At 61.0% G+C, this 13,630-nt stretch carries 14 protein-coding genes and 1 pseudogene; 4 read left to right on the forward strand and 11 right to left on the reverse strand.

From position 1 onward, the window contains the following. Window positions 1-344 precede the first annotated feature (344 nt). Window positions 345-800 (forward strand): hypothetical protein, encoded by a 456-nt coding sequence (locus BX592_RS00880; RefSeq protein ID WP_134189754.1) that lies wholly within the window; start codon window positions 345-347, stop codon window positions 798-800. 85 nt (window positions 801-885) lie between these two features. On the opposite strand, the gene BX592_RS00885 is transcribed toward BX592_RS00880, so the two are convergent. The 5 genes from BX592_RS00885 to BX592_RS00905 all read right to left on the reverse strand — a co-directional run bounded on the left by BX592_RS00885 (window position 886) and on the right by BX592_RS00905 (window position 6,086). Beyond that, entirely contained in the window at window positions 886-1,251 is a 366-nt protein-coding gene (locus BX592_RS00885; RefSeq protein WP_075159281.1) for a response regulator, read from the reverse strand. A gap of 22 nt (window positions 1,252-1,273) precedes the next feature. Beyond that, window positions 1,274-2,233 carry a chemotaxis protein CheX gene (locus BX592_RS00890; protein WP_134189755.1) on the reverse strand — a complete coding sequence of 320 codons (960 nt, stop codon included), beginning with the start codon at window positions 2,231-2,233 and terminating at the stop codon, window positions 1,274-1,276. Between the two features lie 117 nt (window positions 2,234-2,350). After that, window positions 2,351-2,896 (reverse strand): hypothetical protein, encoded by a 546-nt coding sequence (locus tag BX592_RS00895; RefSeq protein WP_134189756.1) that lies wholly within the window; start codon window positions 2,894-2,896, stop codon window positions 2,351-2,353. A gap of 9 nt (window positions 2,897-2,905) precedes the next feature. Then, window positions 2,906-3,628 carry a methyl-accepting chemotaxis protein gene (locus BX592_RS00900; protein WP_208327830.1) on the reverse strand — a complete coding sequence of 241 codons (723 nt, stop codon included), beginning with the start codon at window positions 3,626-3,628 and terminating at the stop codon, window positions 2,906-2,908. A 19-nt stretch (window positions 3,629-3,647) separates the two neighbouring features. Beyond that, window positions 3,648-6,086, reverse strand: a complete 2,439-nt coding sequence (locus tag BX592_RS00905) for a HAMP domain-containing protein (protein WP_134189758.1) — start codon at window positions 6,084-6,086, stop codon at window positions 3,648-3,650. Between the two features lie 304 nt (window positions 6,087-6,390). Here BX592_RS00905 and BX592_RS00910 point away from each other — a divergent pair, with 304 nt between their 5' ends. Next, the gene (locus BX592_RS00910; protein WP_134189993.1) at window positions 6,391-7,437 is read left to right on the forward strand and encodes a transporter; all 1,047 of its coding nucleotides are present in this window, start codon (window positions 6,391-6,393) and stop codon (window positions 7,435-7,437) included. A gap of 158 nt (window positions 7,438-7,595) precedes the next feature. Beyond that, a complete protein-coding gene (locus tag BX592_RS00915; protein WP_134189759.1) occupies window positions 7,596-9,368 on the forward strand; it encodes a phospholipase D-like domain-containing protein in 1,773 nt (590 codons plus the stop codon). 58 nt (window positions 9,369-9,426) lie between these two features. Here BX592_RS00915 and BX592_RS00920 read toward each other — a convergent pair whose 3' ends face one another. The 5 genes from BX592_RS00920 to BX592_RS00940 form a co-directional block, all read right to left on the reverse strand. Beyond that, entirely contained in the window at window positions 9,427-9,882 is a 456-nt protein-coding gene (locus BX592_RS00920; RefSeq protein ID WP_134189994.1) for an MgtC/SapB family protein, read from the reverse strand. Between the two features lie 54 nt (window positions 9,883-9,936). Then, the gene (locus BX592_RS00925) at window positions 9,937-10,440 is read right to left on the reverse strand and encodes a hypothetical protein (RefSeq protein WP_134189760.1); all 504 of its coding nucleotides are present in this window, start codon (window positions 10,438-10,440) and stop codon (window positions 9,937-9,939) included. Between the two features lie 71 nt (window positions 10,441-10,511). After that, complete coding sequence (locus BX592_RS00930) at window positions 10,512-10,715, reverse strand: DUF2970 domain-containing protein (protein WP_134189761.1); 204 nt, start codon at window positions 10,713-10,715, stop codon at window positions 10,512-10,514. Window positions 10,716-10,900: 185 nt separating this feature from the next. Continuing rightward, window positions 10,901-11,176 carry a DUF4148 domain-containing protein gene (locus tag BX592_RS00935; protein WP_134189762.1) on the reverse strand — a complete coding sequence of 92 codons (276 nt, stop codon included), beginning with the start codon at window positions 11,174-11,176 and terminating at the stop codon, window positions 10,901-10,903. 144 nt (window positions 11,177-11,320) lie between these two features. Further along, window positions 11,321-11,518: a YqaE/Pmp3 family membrane protein gene (locus BX592_RS00940; RefSeq protein ID WP_134189763.1), complete on the reverse strand. Its 198-nt coding sequence runs from the start codon at window positions 11,516-11,518 to the stop codon at window positions 11,321-11,323. A 327-nt stretch (window positions 11,519-11,845) separates the two neighbouring features. Between BX592_RS00940 and BX592_RS00945 the strand changes: the two genes are divergently transcribed. Then, window positions 11,846-13,435: a phospholipase D family protein gene (locus BX592_RS00945; RefSeq protein ID WP_134189764.1), complete on the forward strand. Its 1,590-nt coding sequence runs from the start codon at window positions 11,846-11,848 to the stop codon at window positions 13,433-13,435. 41 nt (window positions 13,436-13,476) lie between these two features. Here BX592_RS00945 and BX592_RS35095 read toward each other — a convergent pair. Beyond that, window positions 13,477-13,599: pseudogene (locus tag BX592_RS35095) on the reverse strand (helix-turn-helix transcriptional regulator); the annotation flags it as partial. Window positions 13,600-13,630: the final 31 nt, after the last annotated feature.

Below are 13,630 nucleotides of genomic sequence, written 5' to 3' on the forward strand. Positions count from 1 at the left end.
CGTGTTCGCCGCGGCCACGCATAGGCGCATGCCTCGGGCACTCCGGCAGCGACATCGTGCAATGATGCCGCCCGGTCGACTACAAGCATAGTGGGACTCCCAGCAGCGCGCTGGGACTGGCGCACCGAGTGGACGACAGTCTAGTGCGACGAAGTGTTACAAGCATTACACGCGAAACGGCAAACGATTACGTCGTGTTACGTTCGGCTTTCCCTAAATGTCATCGCTCAATGCAAACGACATATTTCGGTTCGGACATGACGTCGACATAGCCGTAAAATCGGCCGCCGCATAAACCGTATATACTATTTATATCGTTTATACGGTTCACCAGGAGATCGGATATGAAGGCAGCAACGGAAAAAGCGGCGCCCGCTAAGGGCAATTCCAGCGCCGGCAAGACGGCGAAGACGGCGAGCACATCGGCCAAAACGAAACAACCGGCCGCGAAGACGCCGAAAGCGGCGCAGGTACAGCCGGCCGAAAAGGTCGCCAACGCAGCGAACGTCGCCAAAGACGTCAAGAATGTCAAGGAAGCAGGCGCCAAGACGACGAAGGACGAAAAGGCTCGCCGTGTGAAGAAGGACAAGGTCGTGCGCGACAGCTTCACGATGCCGAAGTCCGACTATGCGAAGTTGGCGGAACTGAAGCAGCGCTGCCTCGATGGCGGCGTGTCGGTGAAGAAGAGCGAACTGTTGCGCGCGGGGCTTACCCTGCTGGCCGCCGTGCCGCCGAAGCGGCTTATTGCAGCCGTTTCCGCGTTGGATACGGTAAAGACGGGCCGCCCCGCGAAGTCGTAAGCAACAATCCGAAACACGCGCGGCGGCAATCGTGCACGCGCGTTGTCACCTGCCGGTTTTCAATCGTTCCCGCTTGAATGCCGCATCAGCCGGCCAGCTTGCGGAACGTCTCAAGCACCGCTTCGCCCTTGAACGGCTTGACGATCCAGCCCTTCACGCCGGCCGCCTTGCCACGCTCCTTCATGGCCGGGCTGCTCTCGGTGGTCAGCATGATCACGTTGACCGTCGCGTTGCCCAGTTCGCCGCGAATCTTTTCGACCATTGTCAGGCCGTCCATATTCGGCATGTTCACGTCGCTGATCACCAGCTTCGTGCCGGGGCTCGCCTTCAGTTTCGCGAGCCCATCCTTGCCGTCCACCGCGGTATCGACGTCGAGCCCGTTCTTTTTCAGAAAGCCGGCCACTTCGTCACGCACCGTGCTCGAGTCGTCCACTACCAGAATTTTTGCCATGTTGGTTACTCCGTAACGCCTATCAGAAGAGATCGAGTTCGCCCGCTTCGACTGTCGCGCCCAGCGGTTCGCTGACTTCCTTGAAATCCTCCGGCGACCAGCTCAGGCTGAACACGAAACGTTGATGCAACTTCACCGAACGGCCCGATACGTCATCCGTGATCGTGTACACGAAGCACAGTTGCGGGTTTTCGGAGCCGAACGAAATGTATTTCTGCCGGTGGTTGACGAGTAGCGGCACTTGCACCTGCGCACGCGCGAGCGTGTCCGCATCACCCAGATAGCGGTTCTTGAACGCGCCCCAGACCATATTGGTCAACTCGCCGAGCAGATCGTTGAGATCGCGGAAGTCGGCTGTGTGGTCACCGGTGCCGCGCTGATCGAGCAGCGCGAGCAGCGGCTCCTCTTCAGCCTGAATCATCATGTAGCCGCGGCACCACGCGCTTTCGAGCGCGATCAGGCTGAACACCTCGCCGAAGATGATGCGGTCGCGCACGATGCTCGGCGTTTCACAGGTGATCGTGAAGTCCTTGAACAGCGTGGCAAGCATCGTTTCGCTGATGTCGGAGATGCCGCGCACCAATGCGTTCGGGTAATCGAGGCTGAAAATATAGCGGTCGATCACCTCGCGCAGCGGCGCCATATCCGACGCGACATAGGCCGCGCAGAGAATCTGCCGCAGGCTTTCGGGCAAATCGTCAAGCGTGGCGCGCGATTCGCGCCGCATGATGATCGGCAACTCAGGTCGCACCGCGTACACGCGGTTCGCAATCGCCGCACTCTCGTCGAGCGAGCCGCCGTAGTGCTCGTCGATCAGGATCGCGCCCAGATCGATATTCGCCCGCAGCACCGATAGCAGACGGCTCTTGCGCACCTTCACGCCGACGAGATTGTTTTCATCGCAAAAGCGCTTGATCGTGTCCATGTGCAGCGGGCTCTCGTCGAGCACCAGCACCTTGCTGACCGGTTTGTTGAAGTTCATCGTCTTTTCCTGCGGGCGTGGCTACCGCGTGGTTTGCGAATGGTCTGCGACTGCGCCGCGGCTGTCGCCGGGTCGGCGCCTGAGATCGCGTCTCAGCAAGAACCCAAGTCATGCCGTTCAGAACAGCTCGAGTTCGCCGCTCGTGTCTTCGGCCACGCTGACCTCCGCCGCGAAATCGATCGGCGCATGCGCGCATACGCATAGCGTCGCGGCGAGTTCGACCGACCCGTTGATTGTCACCGCCCAGGTCTCCAGAAGTTCAGGCTTCAGCCCTTCCAGATACGGCAGACAACGCGCACTCAACATATACGGCGTGGACATGCCGAGATCCGGAAAATAGCGCAGCAATTCCTGATTGATCGCGCCGCAACACAGATTGCATATTTCCTGGAACACCTCGCGAAACGGCCGCTCGGCGCTGTCCTTCGTGAAGTACTCGACCGTCGCGGTATCTTCGTTCACGTGCAGGATCAGCAGCAACCGGAACGAGATTCCTGAAATCGTCAGCACCACGACGTTCGATCGATCGCCCACAAGCGGCTCCGCCGCGTGCCGCGCCTGCGGCGCGATGCTGCATGTGTCGCCTGGGTCCACCGTTAGCCTCGTCTGCGCAGCCTTTTCAAGGATGCGCTCGAAGCTCTGCTTCGCTTGTGCGCTAATCACGTCCGACGCCTACTGAAGCTTTGTCTGAAACTGGTTCGCGAGCGATTCGACACTCGCGAGCGATGCGGCAATCATCTTGCCGCCGGCCTGGATGTCCTGAAACGTCGCGGCCGTCGTCAGATCGTTGCGATGCAGGCTGTCGCGATAGCTCTTCGACAGGTCCTCCGAACGCGCGGCAAGCGCGCGCACTTCGCTTGCGACCACCGCGAAGCCTCGCCCCGCCTGTCCCGCGCGCGCGGCCTCGATCGACGCATTCAGCGACACGATCACCACATGCCGCACAATCGACGACAGCTCCTGGTTCTTCGTGTGCATATCCTGATTCTGCGTCATCAGCGAGATCATCTGTTCATGCCAGCGTTCGAAGGTCCCGGCGAGCCCCTTTAAACGCGACGCTTCATGCGCGATCTTCTGCGCGTCGCGCACCCATCGATCGCGGCTTTCGGTGGCCTCGCGCAGCGCAACGCGAGTCTCGTCGACGAGCACGGTCTGCTGCGCGAGCGCGTCGCGCAACTGCGCGAGCGACGCCTCCAGTTCGCGCTTGTCGTCTTCGGCTTGCGCAAGCAGCGCCGTATGACGGTCGTCATCGCATGTCAGCGCGTCGATGCGCGCGTCGGCTTGCGCACGCAAACGCCTGATTACCTTTGCGCTGTGCAGCCGGTGCGCGACGAACGCGCACACGGCGGTGATCAAAGCCGCCGCAACCGCTGCTACTCCATACTGTTGAATCACATCCATCCTTCAAGCATTCCTATGACACAGCGCGAGCCTCTGAAGAGGCTCGGATGTCGCCGCCGCCCTGGCTGGCCATATGACCGAGCGGTGGCACCGGTGCGTTGTCGTCTTCTACGCGCGCGTCAGCGCCCAGGCTATCCACCGCGAAGCTGTCCGGCAGGCAGACGATGGTCTGGAACTGGCGGAAAGCGGCACCCTTGTGATCGTCGGTAAAGCGCAACTCGATGCTGCCGTTCTCGCGCGCGAGGAAATCGCGCACCGCATCCATACCGACGCCGCGCCCCGACACCTCGGTGATCTGCTCAGCCGTGGAGAAGCCCGGCCGGAAGATAAATTCGGCAATCTCTTCGTCGCTCACCTTGGTCGCGGTGTCGATCCAGCCGCGCTCAATAGCGATCGAACGAATCTTGCTCAACGCGAGTCCTCGGCCATCGTCGCTCAGCGTGAGTTGCAGCACGTCGTGATCGACACCGACTTCAATGTCGATCGCACCCGCCGCCGGCTTGCCTTGCGCGGTTCGTGCGGCGGCGGGCTCGATACCGTGGTCCATCGAGTTGCGCAGCAGATGCATGAACACATTCTTCAGCGTGGTGCTGGCGTGGTTGCGCACCCGGTAGCCGTTGTCGTCGATACGCACGACCGGCGCGTCCTTGCCGAGTTCAGCGGCAAGCGACGGCAGCGAGTCGAGCACGCCCGACAGTGTTTCCGCGACGCTTTCGGTACCGATCACACGCAGCGTCCGATGCAACGCATCGCGCATCGTGACGAGCGCATCGACGTCGCCCGTATTGGCCGTTTCGAGCAGACGCAGGCTGTGCGCGATATGTTCCTTGGCGACCATCAGATAGCCGTCGGCACCGCCGCGGCGCGCGAGGCGTTTGCGGCCGAGGTTCACTTCGTTGATCTTCGCGTAGCTGTCGATCGCTTCACGCACGCGGGCCAGTTCGGTCATCAACTGTTCCTGGTCCCACTCGCGCTCGGCGTCGGCGCGGCGCAGTTCCTCATAGCGCTGCTCGGTTTCATGCACGACGTTCGTCAGATGCTGCAGGTTGTACGTGCGCGCATTGCCCTTGATCGTATGCATATTGCGGAACAACTCGGCAATCGCGGGGCCATCTGCCTGATCGTGTTTGCGAATGATCCGTTCGTTCTCGCTGACAAAGCCGCTTGCCGAATCGATGAAGTGATGGAACTTCTCTTCGTTGACGGCGAGAATTTCGCCGATCATCTCGAGACGGCGCTTCTGTTCGCCCGCTTCGGCCGCCAGCTTGCGCAGTTCGGTCACGTCGCGCACGCACAGCATCAGGCGCACGATCACGTCGTTTTCGTCGGTGATCGCGGACCAGCTGAGGTCGAGCGTTTTCACGCGGCCATCGGGCATGCGCTTCGCAATCTCGCCGACCAGCAGATGCTGGTTGAATTCGAAGTTGATCGCATCTTCGCCGAGGCACGCATGCGTCGCCGCGTCGATTTGCGAAATATCGTCGGCGCCGAGGTCAGTATCGGCGAACACGAGATCCATCAGCGAACGGCCGGCAATGTCGTTCGTTTCGAAAATGGCTTCGAGATAAGCCGAGTACTCGGCGTGGATCACCGCGCCGTCGACCACCGTCAGAATGCCTTGCTGCATGTTTTGCAGCATCGCCTGGATGTCCGCGGTCTTCTGCTTGAGCAGCGCCGAGTTCTCCTGGATCTTTTCGATCATCCCGTTGAACGCGACGATCGAGCGGCCGATTTCGTCGAGGCGTCCGACCGGCACGCGACGCGTGAAGTCCTGGCTCGCGGCGATCTCGCTCATCATCGCCTGCATGCGGGACAGCGGCCGCGTGATCTGGCGGTAGAGAAGCGCGCCGATCACCGTCAGCAGCAGCACCGCAATGCCGGTTACGCCGGCAATCGCGGTGGTTGTGGTCGCAAGCTTGTTGTTCAGCGCGGCGATCGCTTCGTCTTTCTGGCGGTTCTTCTCGATGCGCAGCGTGTTGACGATGCCTTCGAGCTCGTCGCGATACTCGGCGACGTTCGCGAACAGATAGGCCTGCGCCATCTCGTTCTTGCCGGCGAGTTTCATCTTCGCCGTGTCGTCGATCGCGGAGAAATAGTTTGCGAGGCTATCTTGCGCCTGCACGACGAGGCCCTTTTGCGCCTGGCTCGCCGCGTCTTTCGCCTGCAAGGCAAGGGCTTGCTTGAGGGTTTCGCGCTTTTTCTTCAGCACGTCCTCCGCCTGCGAAACCATATTCGCATCGGGCGAATAAACGAGCGTCATCGTCGCAATCTGCACGTCCTTCACTTGCGACACCAGATCGGCGGACGCGAGCGCGCTCGGCACGACCCCTTCCGTCACCTTCCTGACTTCGCTTGCGCTCCCTCTGGTCTGGTACACGGCGTAACCGCCGATGGCCGACAGAGCGACGAACATCAAGATCACTAAAAGCGTAATGCGATGACGGATAGTCATGTTGCGATTCCCCGAGGTCTGGCCGGCGTATCTTTCCCGCGATCGTGGTAGCGGGCTGCTCGCCTTATATCGATGGCCCGATTGTCGGGCGGCGTCGATTGTTGGGGATGAATGTGACTGAACGATGAATCACCCCAACATCGGATACGGCGGCACGCCGCACCGGGCCTTAAAATGCCGTATATATGCCGACCGTGCACAGACGATGAAACGGATGTGTCAAAATATCCGGCGTAACCGAACACGGTTCTCCGAATTTGATTCCGTTCCCGCTCGGTCCGTCAGTTTTCTATTTCCACTCTCTATGAAACTGAACCTGGCGCCTTCCACTTATGGAGCCGACCCATTGGGTCTGGTTTGCAGCTTCCGGTTCGTGTCCGGTCAGCCGGGCGCACCGATCGACTCCGAGTCGGTCGATGCCTGGCTCGCCGAACATCGAGCGAATCCGACGCGGGTAGACGGCGAGTTTCTCTGGTTGCACTTCAACCTCGCGCACGTCGCCAGCGAGCGCTGGATGCGCGCGAACCTGAATCTGCCAGATGAATATTACGAGGCGCTGCGCGAAGGCTCGCACTCGACGCGCATCGAGCATCAGCACGGTGCGCTGCTTGCAGTGGTCAACGACGTGATCTTCGACTTCGAGAAGACGCCGTCCGACATTGCAACGCTGTGGGTCTACACGCACAAGAACATCATGGTCACCGCGCGGCTCAAGCAGTTGCGCTCGGTGGACCGCCTGCGCGCCGCGGTGCGCGATGGCGAAATTTTCAGCACGCCGGCGGAATTGCTGATTCACCTGATGCGCGATCAGGCTGATCTGCTCGTGCAGATCGTGCGCAGCAGCAGTATCGAAGTCGACCGGATCGAAGATCAATTCCTGTCGAAGCTCGCGGTGGAAAGCCGCCGCGATCTCGGCGCGATGCGGCGCGTGCTGGTGCGCCTGCAGCGCGTGCTCGCGCCGGAACCGGGGTCGATCTTCCGGCTGCTCGTGCGTCCGCCCGCATGGCTGTCGGAACAGGACGTTCAGCATTTGCGCGATTCGACCGAAGAATTTTCGCTGGTACTCGGCGATCTGTCGGGGCTGGCCGAACGGATCAAGCTGCTGCAGGAAGAAATTGCCGCACGCCTCGACGAACAAACTAACCGCACGCTGTTTACGCTGACGCTCGTCACGGTGCTCGCGCTGCCGATCAACATCATCGCGGGTCTGTTCGGGATGAACGTCGGCGGCATTCCGCTCGCGGAGAATCATCACGGATTCTGGGTAATGGTGCTGACCGTCGTCGGGTCGACCGCGCTCGCGGGCTGGTGGGTGTTCCGGCGCAGAGGTCGGCCGTCGGACCGCTTGTAGTTCACCGTGCTCGAGCTTCGCCGCTGAAAGCACACCGACTACGCACGGCATGCACCACGTCGGCGCGCTGACTCGAAAACGCCATACAAAATTCATCTATTCAATAGCCGCGTTAGCCAGACTGGCCTTTTCAGACTTCATCGTCGAGGAGGCCTCACATGGCTGTCGTCGTGCGCGCTTATCTGTCCCCCACGCTCGTGCTGCTGGCATTCGACTGGCCGCAAGGCAAAGGCCGGGATGATTTTCTCGGCTTCGCGATCAAGCGGACGCCAGGTTTTGTCGACGCTTCGGGCGACACGCGCGAATCGGGCAGCTGGCTGCCGAACCGCGTCACGTTCGACGGCCCGGTGCCCGATACGCAGCGCGACGCGCCTTCCAATGTCGCGCCGATCCAGAAGTTCATGTGGTGGGATGCGCGCATCGACCCGCCGGACCGTCAGCAGCACTTCGAGTATCAGGTGTATCCGGTCACCGGTACGCCCGCGTCGCCTCAATTGCAGGAAGCTGAGGTCGGCACTTGCCGCATCACGTTGCCGGCTCATATCGAGCACGGGTTCGGCAGCTGGTTCAATCGCGCAGTGGTCAGTTCGCAAGCGTTTGCGCGGATGGTCAACGCGTTGCATCTGCAACCGGGCGAAGCGCCATCGCCGCAACAGGCGCTGCGGCTCAGAACGTGGCTTGCGAACGACATCGAAGATACCTTCAAGACGATCTTCGCGGACGCGCGACGCGCCGCCGCCGCGGTGTATCACCTGACCGATACGCTGTGGGCGCTACCGGCATTCGTCGCGTTCGGTAAAGCGCAAGGCAAGGCAGCGCTTGCGCTCGTGTACGACTCGCATCAGGTACGCGAAAAGGGCAAGACGCTGCCGTCGCCGAACCAGCCGGCCGTCAATGCGCTGGAGGGCTTCGCAATGCTATCGCCGCGCGACAAAACGCACATCATGCACGACAAGTTCATCGTTGCCGACGAAGGCAACGGCCACACACGTCCCGCGCGACTGCTGACGGGTTCGGCGAACTTCACGACCGAAGGCCTCACCGAGCAGGCGAACGTGCTGCATCTGTTCGAGTCGTCCGCGCTCGCGCAGTTATATAACGACCGGGCCGCGAGCCTCGCGAAGAATCCGACGATCGCCGAGACCGCGAAACTCGCGGACGGGTGGTCAGACTCGGTAACGGTTGGCGACACGAAGGTGCGCGTGTGCTTCTCGCCCGAGCCCAAGAGCGCGCGCACGCAAATCGACACGATTGTCGAAGCCATTGGCGCTGCGAAACATTCGGTGATGTTCTGCCTGTTCATGCCGACCGACGCGCCGCTGCGCGACGCGTGCTTCGCAGCAGGCGACAAGGGGCTGATGATGTTCGGCCTCGTCAATCACATCAGCGAAAAATCGGCACAGGCGGCCGACGACGCACAACAGGATGGCAAGACGCTCAACACCACCGAGCTTGCGAACCTCGAGCTGTACCATCGCAGCAAGGAGCAGAAAGACGTGATCGACGCGGCATTCTTCTCACCGGCGACGGTGCCCGAAGGTTTTGTGCCGGAAATGCAGCTCTTCCCCGGCGAGCATGCGCCGCCCTTTGCGCCGGTGATCATCCACCACAAGTTTCTCGTGATCGATGCGGAAGGCGATAACCCGATTGTCTACACGGGCTCCGCGAACATGAGCAACAATTCCGAGCATTTCAACGACGAGAATGTGCTCGAGCTTCGCGGCAAACGCATCGCGGGCATTTATCTCGCGGAGTTCTTGCGTCTGTATGAGCACTATCGCGCGCGGGCTATTGCGATCAGCGAGCAGCAACGCGGCCAGAAACATCAGCGGCTGGTGCTGCAGCCCGATGGGAAATGGGCTGATAAGTATTTTGTCGACGGGAGCCCGGAAGAGAAGGCGCGAGTCGCTCTTGCGCATAACGCGAGCTGATCTACGCGGCCAGTGCAGGCTTCAACGCGGGCGCGCTACAGGTGATGCGCGTCCCGCCCTACTCTTCGTTGTCCAGCATCGCATCCCGATGCTCCTGCGGCTTAGCAAGCCAATGCCGATGCAATGCGTGCTCGGCGACGCGGCCAATTACCAGCAGCAGGATGAACAGAATCGTCGCGATCACTGCGACCGACCATGCGCCTACGCCACACACAATGCCTAGCGCCGCAGTTACCCAGATTGACGCCGCGGTAGTGAGACCGCGAATCTTGTCCCCGTCGACGTTCTGCACGATGACACCGGCGCCGAGAAAACCGATGCCCGTCACGATGCCTTGAATCGCTCGCGACGTCGCATCGTTGCCGGCTATGCCATGCAGTGCAAAACCCGCCCCCGCCATCGTCACCAGACACGAACCGAGTGCCACAAGGCCCAGCGTTTTCACGCCGGTCGGCTTGCCGCGCATGTTGCGATCGACGCCGACGATGCAGCCCAGCAGCATCGCGATCGCCATCCGCAACAACGCTTCCTTGAAAATTGGATCGGGTAGCACGGCGGGCGCTCGGCTCTATGGCTTCCACGGCCAGGACGGGTAGAAACCGCCTGGGTCGGACTCGGACGATGCTGCTTCGGCTTGCTTGCCACGCGACTGGCCGGCGCGATGCGCTGCCTTCGATGTTATGGCCGCTTCAGTGGGCAATGGCGGTAATCCGTCGCCGAACCAGTGCACGTCCTGTTTCAGCGTATCGACGTATGCGTGCCAGCCGTCGATATCGGCGACGAACAACGCGTCGCGCACCACAGCTGCGAGACGTTGGCGATTCAGTTCGGCTTCGAGCAATTCAGCTGGCCACACGGCGAACGCTGCGCTCACGCGCTGGGTGAATCCATGCACGGTCATTTCGGCAGGTGCGAGTGGCAAAAGCGGCAAACTGGCGAGGGCGCGATGCTCGGACACCAACTCGAGCACCGTAACCGATCTGTCGCCTGAGTAGGCGAGCAGCTTGTCCATCGCATCGAGCACTGCACCGAGATGCAACAGCAGTGCCCGACGTTCAAACGCGTCTTTCATCACATGTTCCGCCTGTCAGTCAGGCCCATCATTTTAGACCGACTGACGCGGGATGCCTGAAAAGCAACGGATCAGAACCCCTGCAGCGTACTCGTTGATTGCGCGATCAGGCTCACGACGCCATAGATCACTGCACCAATGCACGCTGCCATGAATACGGCGACAAACGGCAGTAGAACAAGGTTGATGTTAGCGAAGTCGGCTTCATGCGATGCGCGCTTACGCACACCGAAGAAGCTCGAAAGAACGATGCGCACGAGGCGGAGGAAATCCATGGCGATGCTCCTGACGAACGAGATTGGCTCCATCATCGAACCAGTCAGGAATCGCAAACAGCAGCAGATGCGCGTGAAATGAGGTAAGCACGGGTGGCAATTTGTCGCAGCGGCATGGCGCACCGCCGGGACCGTTGAACCGTTCCCGGCGTGCGTGGTGACGAGCGTGGTGGAAAGCGCCGCGATTAGCGCGCGGCGATCTTGCCGTCGTGGTAATCGACGCTCGGGCTCGCTTCGCCCGGATGCTTCGCGATCGCATGCAGTTGCTTGTTGCGTGCGATCTGCTCGTCGGTCGGCGGATAGCTGGTCTTACTGACCGGAAGCATGCCGTCATGACGCGCCTGCGCAAGTTCCTGCTGCACCTGTTCGCGCGTCTTGCCTTGTGCGAGCGCGGCTTCGGTGGCGAATGCGGCGCACAGCGACGCGGTGACCGCCAGCAGAGAAAGTTTTGCGGAACTCATGGCCAATCTCCTGAAGATGATCGCCGGGGTGGCTGATCGTGTCTTCAGTTTGCGCAGCCGACGGTGCGTTTCGATGATCGGCGGATGACAAATTCGCTGGATTGGCTCCCGCGGCATGCAACGGGCGATGGCAGCGAAAACGCTTCAGCTGCCGCGACCCGCGAGTGCGCGTTCGATTTTCCTGTCTGTCTTGTATTGGCCCAACGCGTAGACCGACCAGATTGCAGCCGGCAGCCAACCGATGATGGTGAGTTGCAGGACCAGACAGACAACACCGGCGATTGGCCGGCCGATCGTGAAAAACTGGAACCACGGAAGAAGCAGGGCAAGCAGCAAGCGCATACAGTTCCTCGAAAACAGGCTGTGTACCGGGCAACCGGCCGGCGCGGTGCGTGGCGCGCACGCGCGCGTCAACACCAACTTGACGGCACCGGGACGGTAACACAAGAGATGACCGCCGCTTTTTTGATCGGGCTAAACGACCCACCCAACCCGGTATGGCAGCACTTTCATGCACTCCGATGCGAATTGACTGACGCAATCGGACCACTGGTGTGCCACGTGCGTGCGTCCTTGTTGCGCAGCCGTCGCAACTGGTGGAGGATGTGGCTTCCTGCACGCGCGCGGGCGCGCCCGACCCGTCACGATGTGTTGCCCTATGCGTCGATCATGAAACTCCTGAGCGTTTCAATCGCCTCTAGTATCGCGACCCGATGCGGCACGGCGGTGTTCTGCGCGCTGAGCGCCACTTTGCTCGTGGCCTGCAGTCTTCCGCCGCTCGGCGACCGGAAGCCGTCCACAGCCCTGTCAACTGACGAAGTGGTAACCACCCGGCTTGGCCGGGTGACAGAGAAGGACCTGAACGACCATCCGGGGCTCACCGGCATCGATCCCCTCGCAGATCCCTTAGAGTCCTTTGCCGCGCGAGTCGACCTGGCGCGAACGGCCGAACGGACGCTCGATGTTCAATACTACATATGGCGTAACGACCTCACCGGCACCTTGCTGCTTGAAGAACTGCAGGAGGCCGCGAGTCGTGGCGTGCGCGTACGGCTCCTGCTGGATGACAACGGCATCCCATCGTCAATGGACGATATCCTCGCCGCGCTAGCCGCTCAACCCAACATCGAGGTGCGCCTGTTCAATCCGTTTGTTTGGCGAAAGCCGAAGTTCGTCGGTTTCGTCACCGACTTCTCGCGGCTAAACAGACGCATGCACAACAAGTCGATGACGGCCGACGGCATCGCAACCATCATCGGCGGACGAAATATCGGCGACGAGTATTTCGGTGCGACTGACGGCGTGGTGTTCGCGGACCTCGACGTGCTGGCAATCGGCCCCGCGGCGAGAGAGGTGGAAAACGACTTCGACCGGTACTGGGCCAGTGCATTGGCCTACCCCGCCGAACAGATCCTTCCACGCGCGAAGCCCGACGAACTTCACGAACTCGATGAGTCTGCGCGTGCGGTACATCGAGACCCGGCGGCCGCTGCTTACGTGGAATCACTCCAGAAGACGACCGACGTGCGGCGCCTTGTCGATGGTACGCTACCGCTCGATTGGGCCCGCGCGCGCCTCGTCAGCGATGACCCGACCAAAGCGCTCGGCACGGCACCGCCGGAATCGCTGGTGTTGCCTCAACTGCTAGCGAAGCTGGGCAGACCGACACATGAATTCGATCTGATTTCCCCGTATTTCGTGCCGGGTGAAGACGGCACACGCTACCTGACGGAGCTCGCTAGCTCGGGAATCACCGTTCGGGTGCTGACCAATTCGCTCGAAGCGACGGATGTCGTGCCGGTCCACTCCGGTTACGCCAAAAGACGTGTGGCGTTGCTTCACGGGGATGTTCAACTGTACGAACTGCGTCGCACTGCGGGCGCTACGGCTCATAAGCATTTCAGCACCGGCATCTTCGGTAGTTCAGGCGGCTCAAGCCTCCACGCGAAGACCTTTGCTGTCGATTCCGAGCGTGTATTCGTCGGTTCGCTGAATCTCGATCCGCGTTCCGCGAATCTGAACACCGAGCTGGGACTGGTGATCGACAGTCCGGAACTCGCCATACGCATCGAGTCCATATTCTGGCAGCTGGTGCCGAAGCTGGCCTACGAGGTGAAAATTGACAGTAACGACAAGTTGTATTGGACCCGGCAGTACGGCGGCGAGACCATCCGCTACGACACCGAGCCAAACTCAACATGGTTCGATCGACTAACCGTTACGGTCTTCTCCATCCTGCCGATCGAATGGCTCCTGTAATGCGGCGAGCCTTTTGTGACTGGCCGCATACTCGCGCGGTGTCAATCGTAACGGGACTTGAATGCACGGCTGAAGTGCGCGTGATTCGTAAAGCCGCACTGAAACGCGATCGCCTTGACCGCGCCGTGCGACGAGTCAGCGCGCAGCTGCCGCGCCGCATGTTCGAGGCGTAGTTCTCACCATGCTGCCGGGCGC

Origin of the sequence: Paraburkholderia rhizosphaerae (genome assembly GCF_004366595.1) — a bacterium.
In the GTDB taxonomy this organism is placed as follows: domain Bacteria; phylum Pseudomonadota; class Gammaproteobacteria; order Burkholderiales; family Burkholderiaceae; genus Paraburkholderia; species Paraburkholderia rhizosphaerae.

Excerpts from the sequence above, each read along its gene's own strand:
- BX592_RS00915 (WP_134189759.1), top strand. The coding sequence starts at position 7,596 with ATGGCTGTCGTCGTGCGCGCTTATCTGTCCCCCACGCTCGTGCTGCTG.
- BX592_RS00920 (WP_134189994.1), bottom strand. The coding sequence starts at position 9,882 with ATGGCGATCGCGATGCTGCTGGGCTGCATCGTCGGCGTCGATCGCAAC.
- BX592_RS00930 (WP_134189761.1), bottom strand. The coding sequence starts at position 10,715 with ATGGATTTCCTCCGCCTCGTGCGCATCGTTCTTTCGAGCTTCTTCGGT.
- BX592_RS00925 (WP_134189760.1), bottom strand. The coding sequence starts at position 10,440 with ATGAAAGACGCGTTTGAACGTCGGGCACTGCTGTTGCATCTCGGTGCA.
- BX592_RS00890 (WP_134189755.1), bottom strand. The coding sequence starts at position 2,233 with ATGAACTTCAACAAACCGGTCAGCAAGGTGCTGGTGCTCGACGAGAGC.
- BX592_RS00885 (WP_075159281.1), bottom strand. The coding sequence starts at position 1,251 with ATGGCAAAAATTCTGGTAGTGGACGACTCGAGCACGGTGCGTGACGAA.
- BX592_RS00935 (WP_134189762.1), bottom strand. The coding sequence starts at position 11,176 with ATGAGTTCCGCAAAACTTTCTCTGCTGGCGGTCACCGCGTCGCTGTGC.
- BX592_RS00940 (WP_134189763.1), bottom strand. The coding sequence starts at position 11,518 with ATGCGCTTGCTGCTTGCCCTGCTTCTTCCGTGGTTCCAGTTTTTCACG.
- BX592_RS00910 (WP_134189993.1), top strand. The coding sequence starts at position 6,391 with ATGAAACTGAACCTGGCGCCTTCCACTTATGGAGCCGACCCATTGGGT.
- BX592_RS00880 (WP_134189754.1), top strand. The coding sequence starts at position 345 with ATGAAGGCAGCAACGGAAAAAGCGGCGCCCGCTAAGGGCAATTCCAGC.
- BX592_RS00945 (WP_134189764.1), top strand. The coding sequence starts at position 11,846 with ATGAAACTCCTGAGCGTTTCAATCGCCTCTAGTATCGCGACCCGATGC.
- BX592_RS00905 (WP_134189758.1), bottom strand. The coding sequence starts at position 6,086 with ATGACTATCCGTCATCGCATTACGCTTTTAGTGATCTTGATGTTCGTC.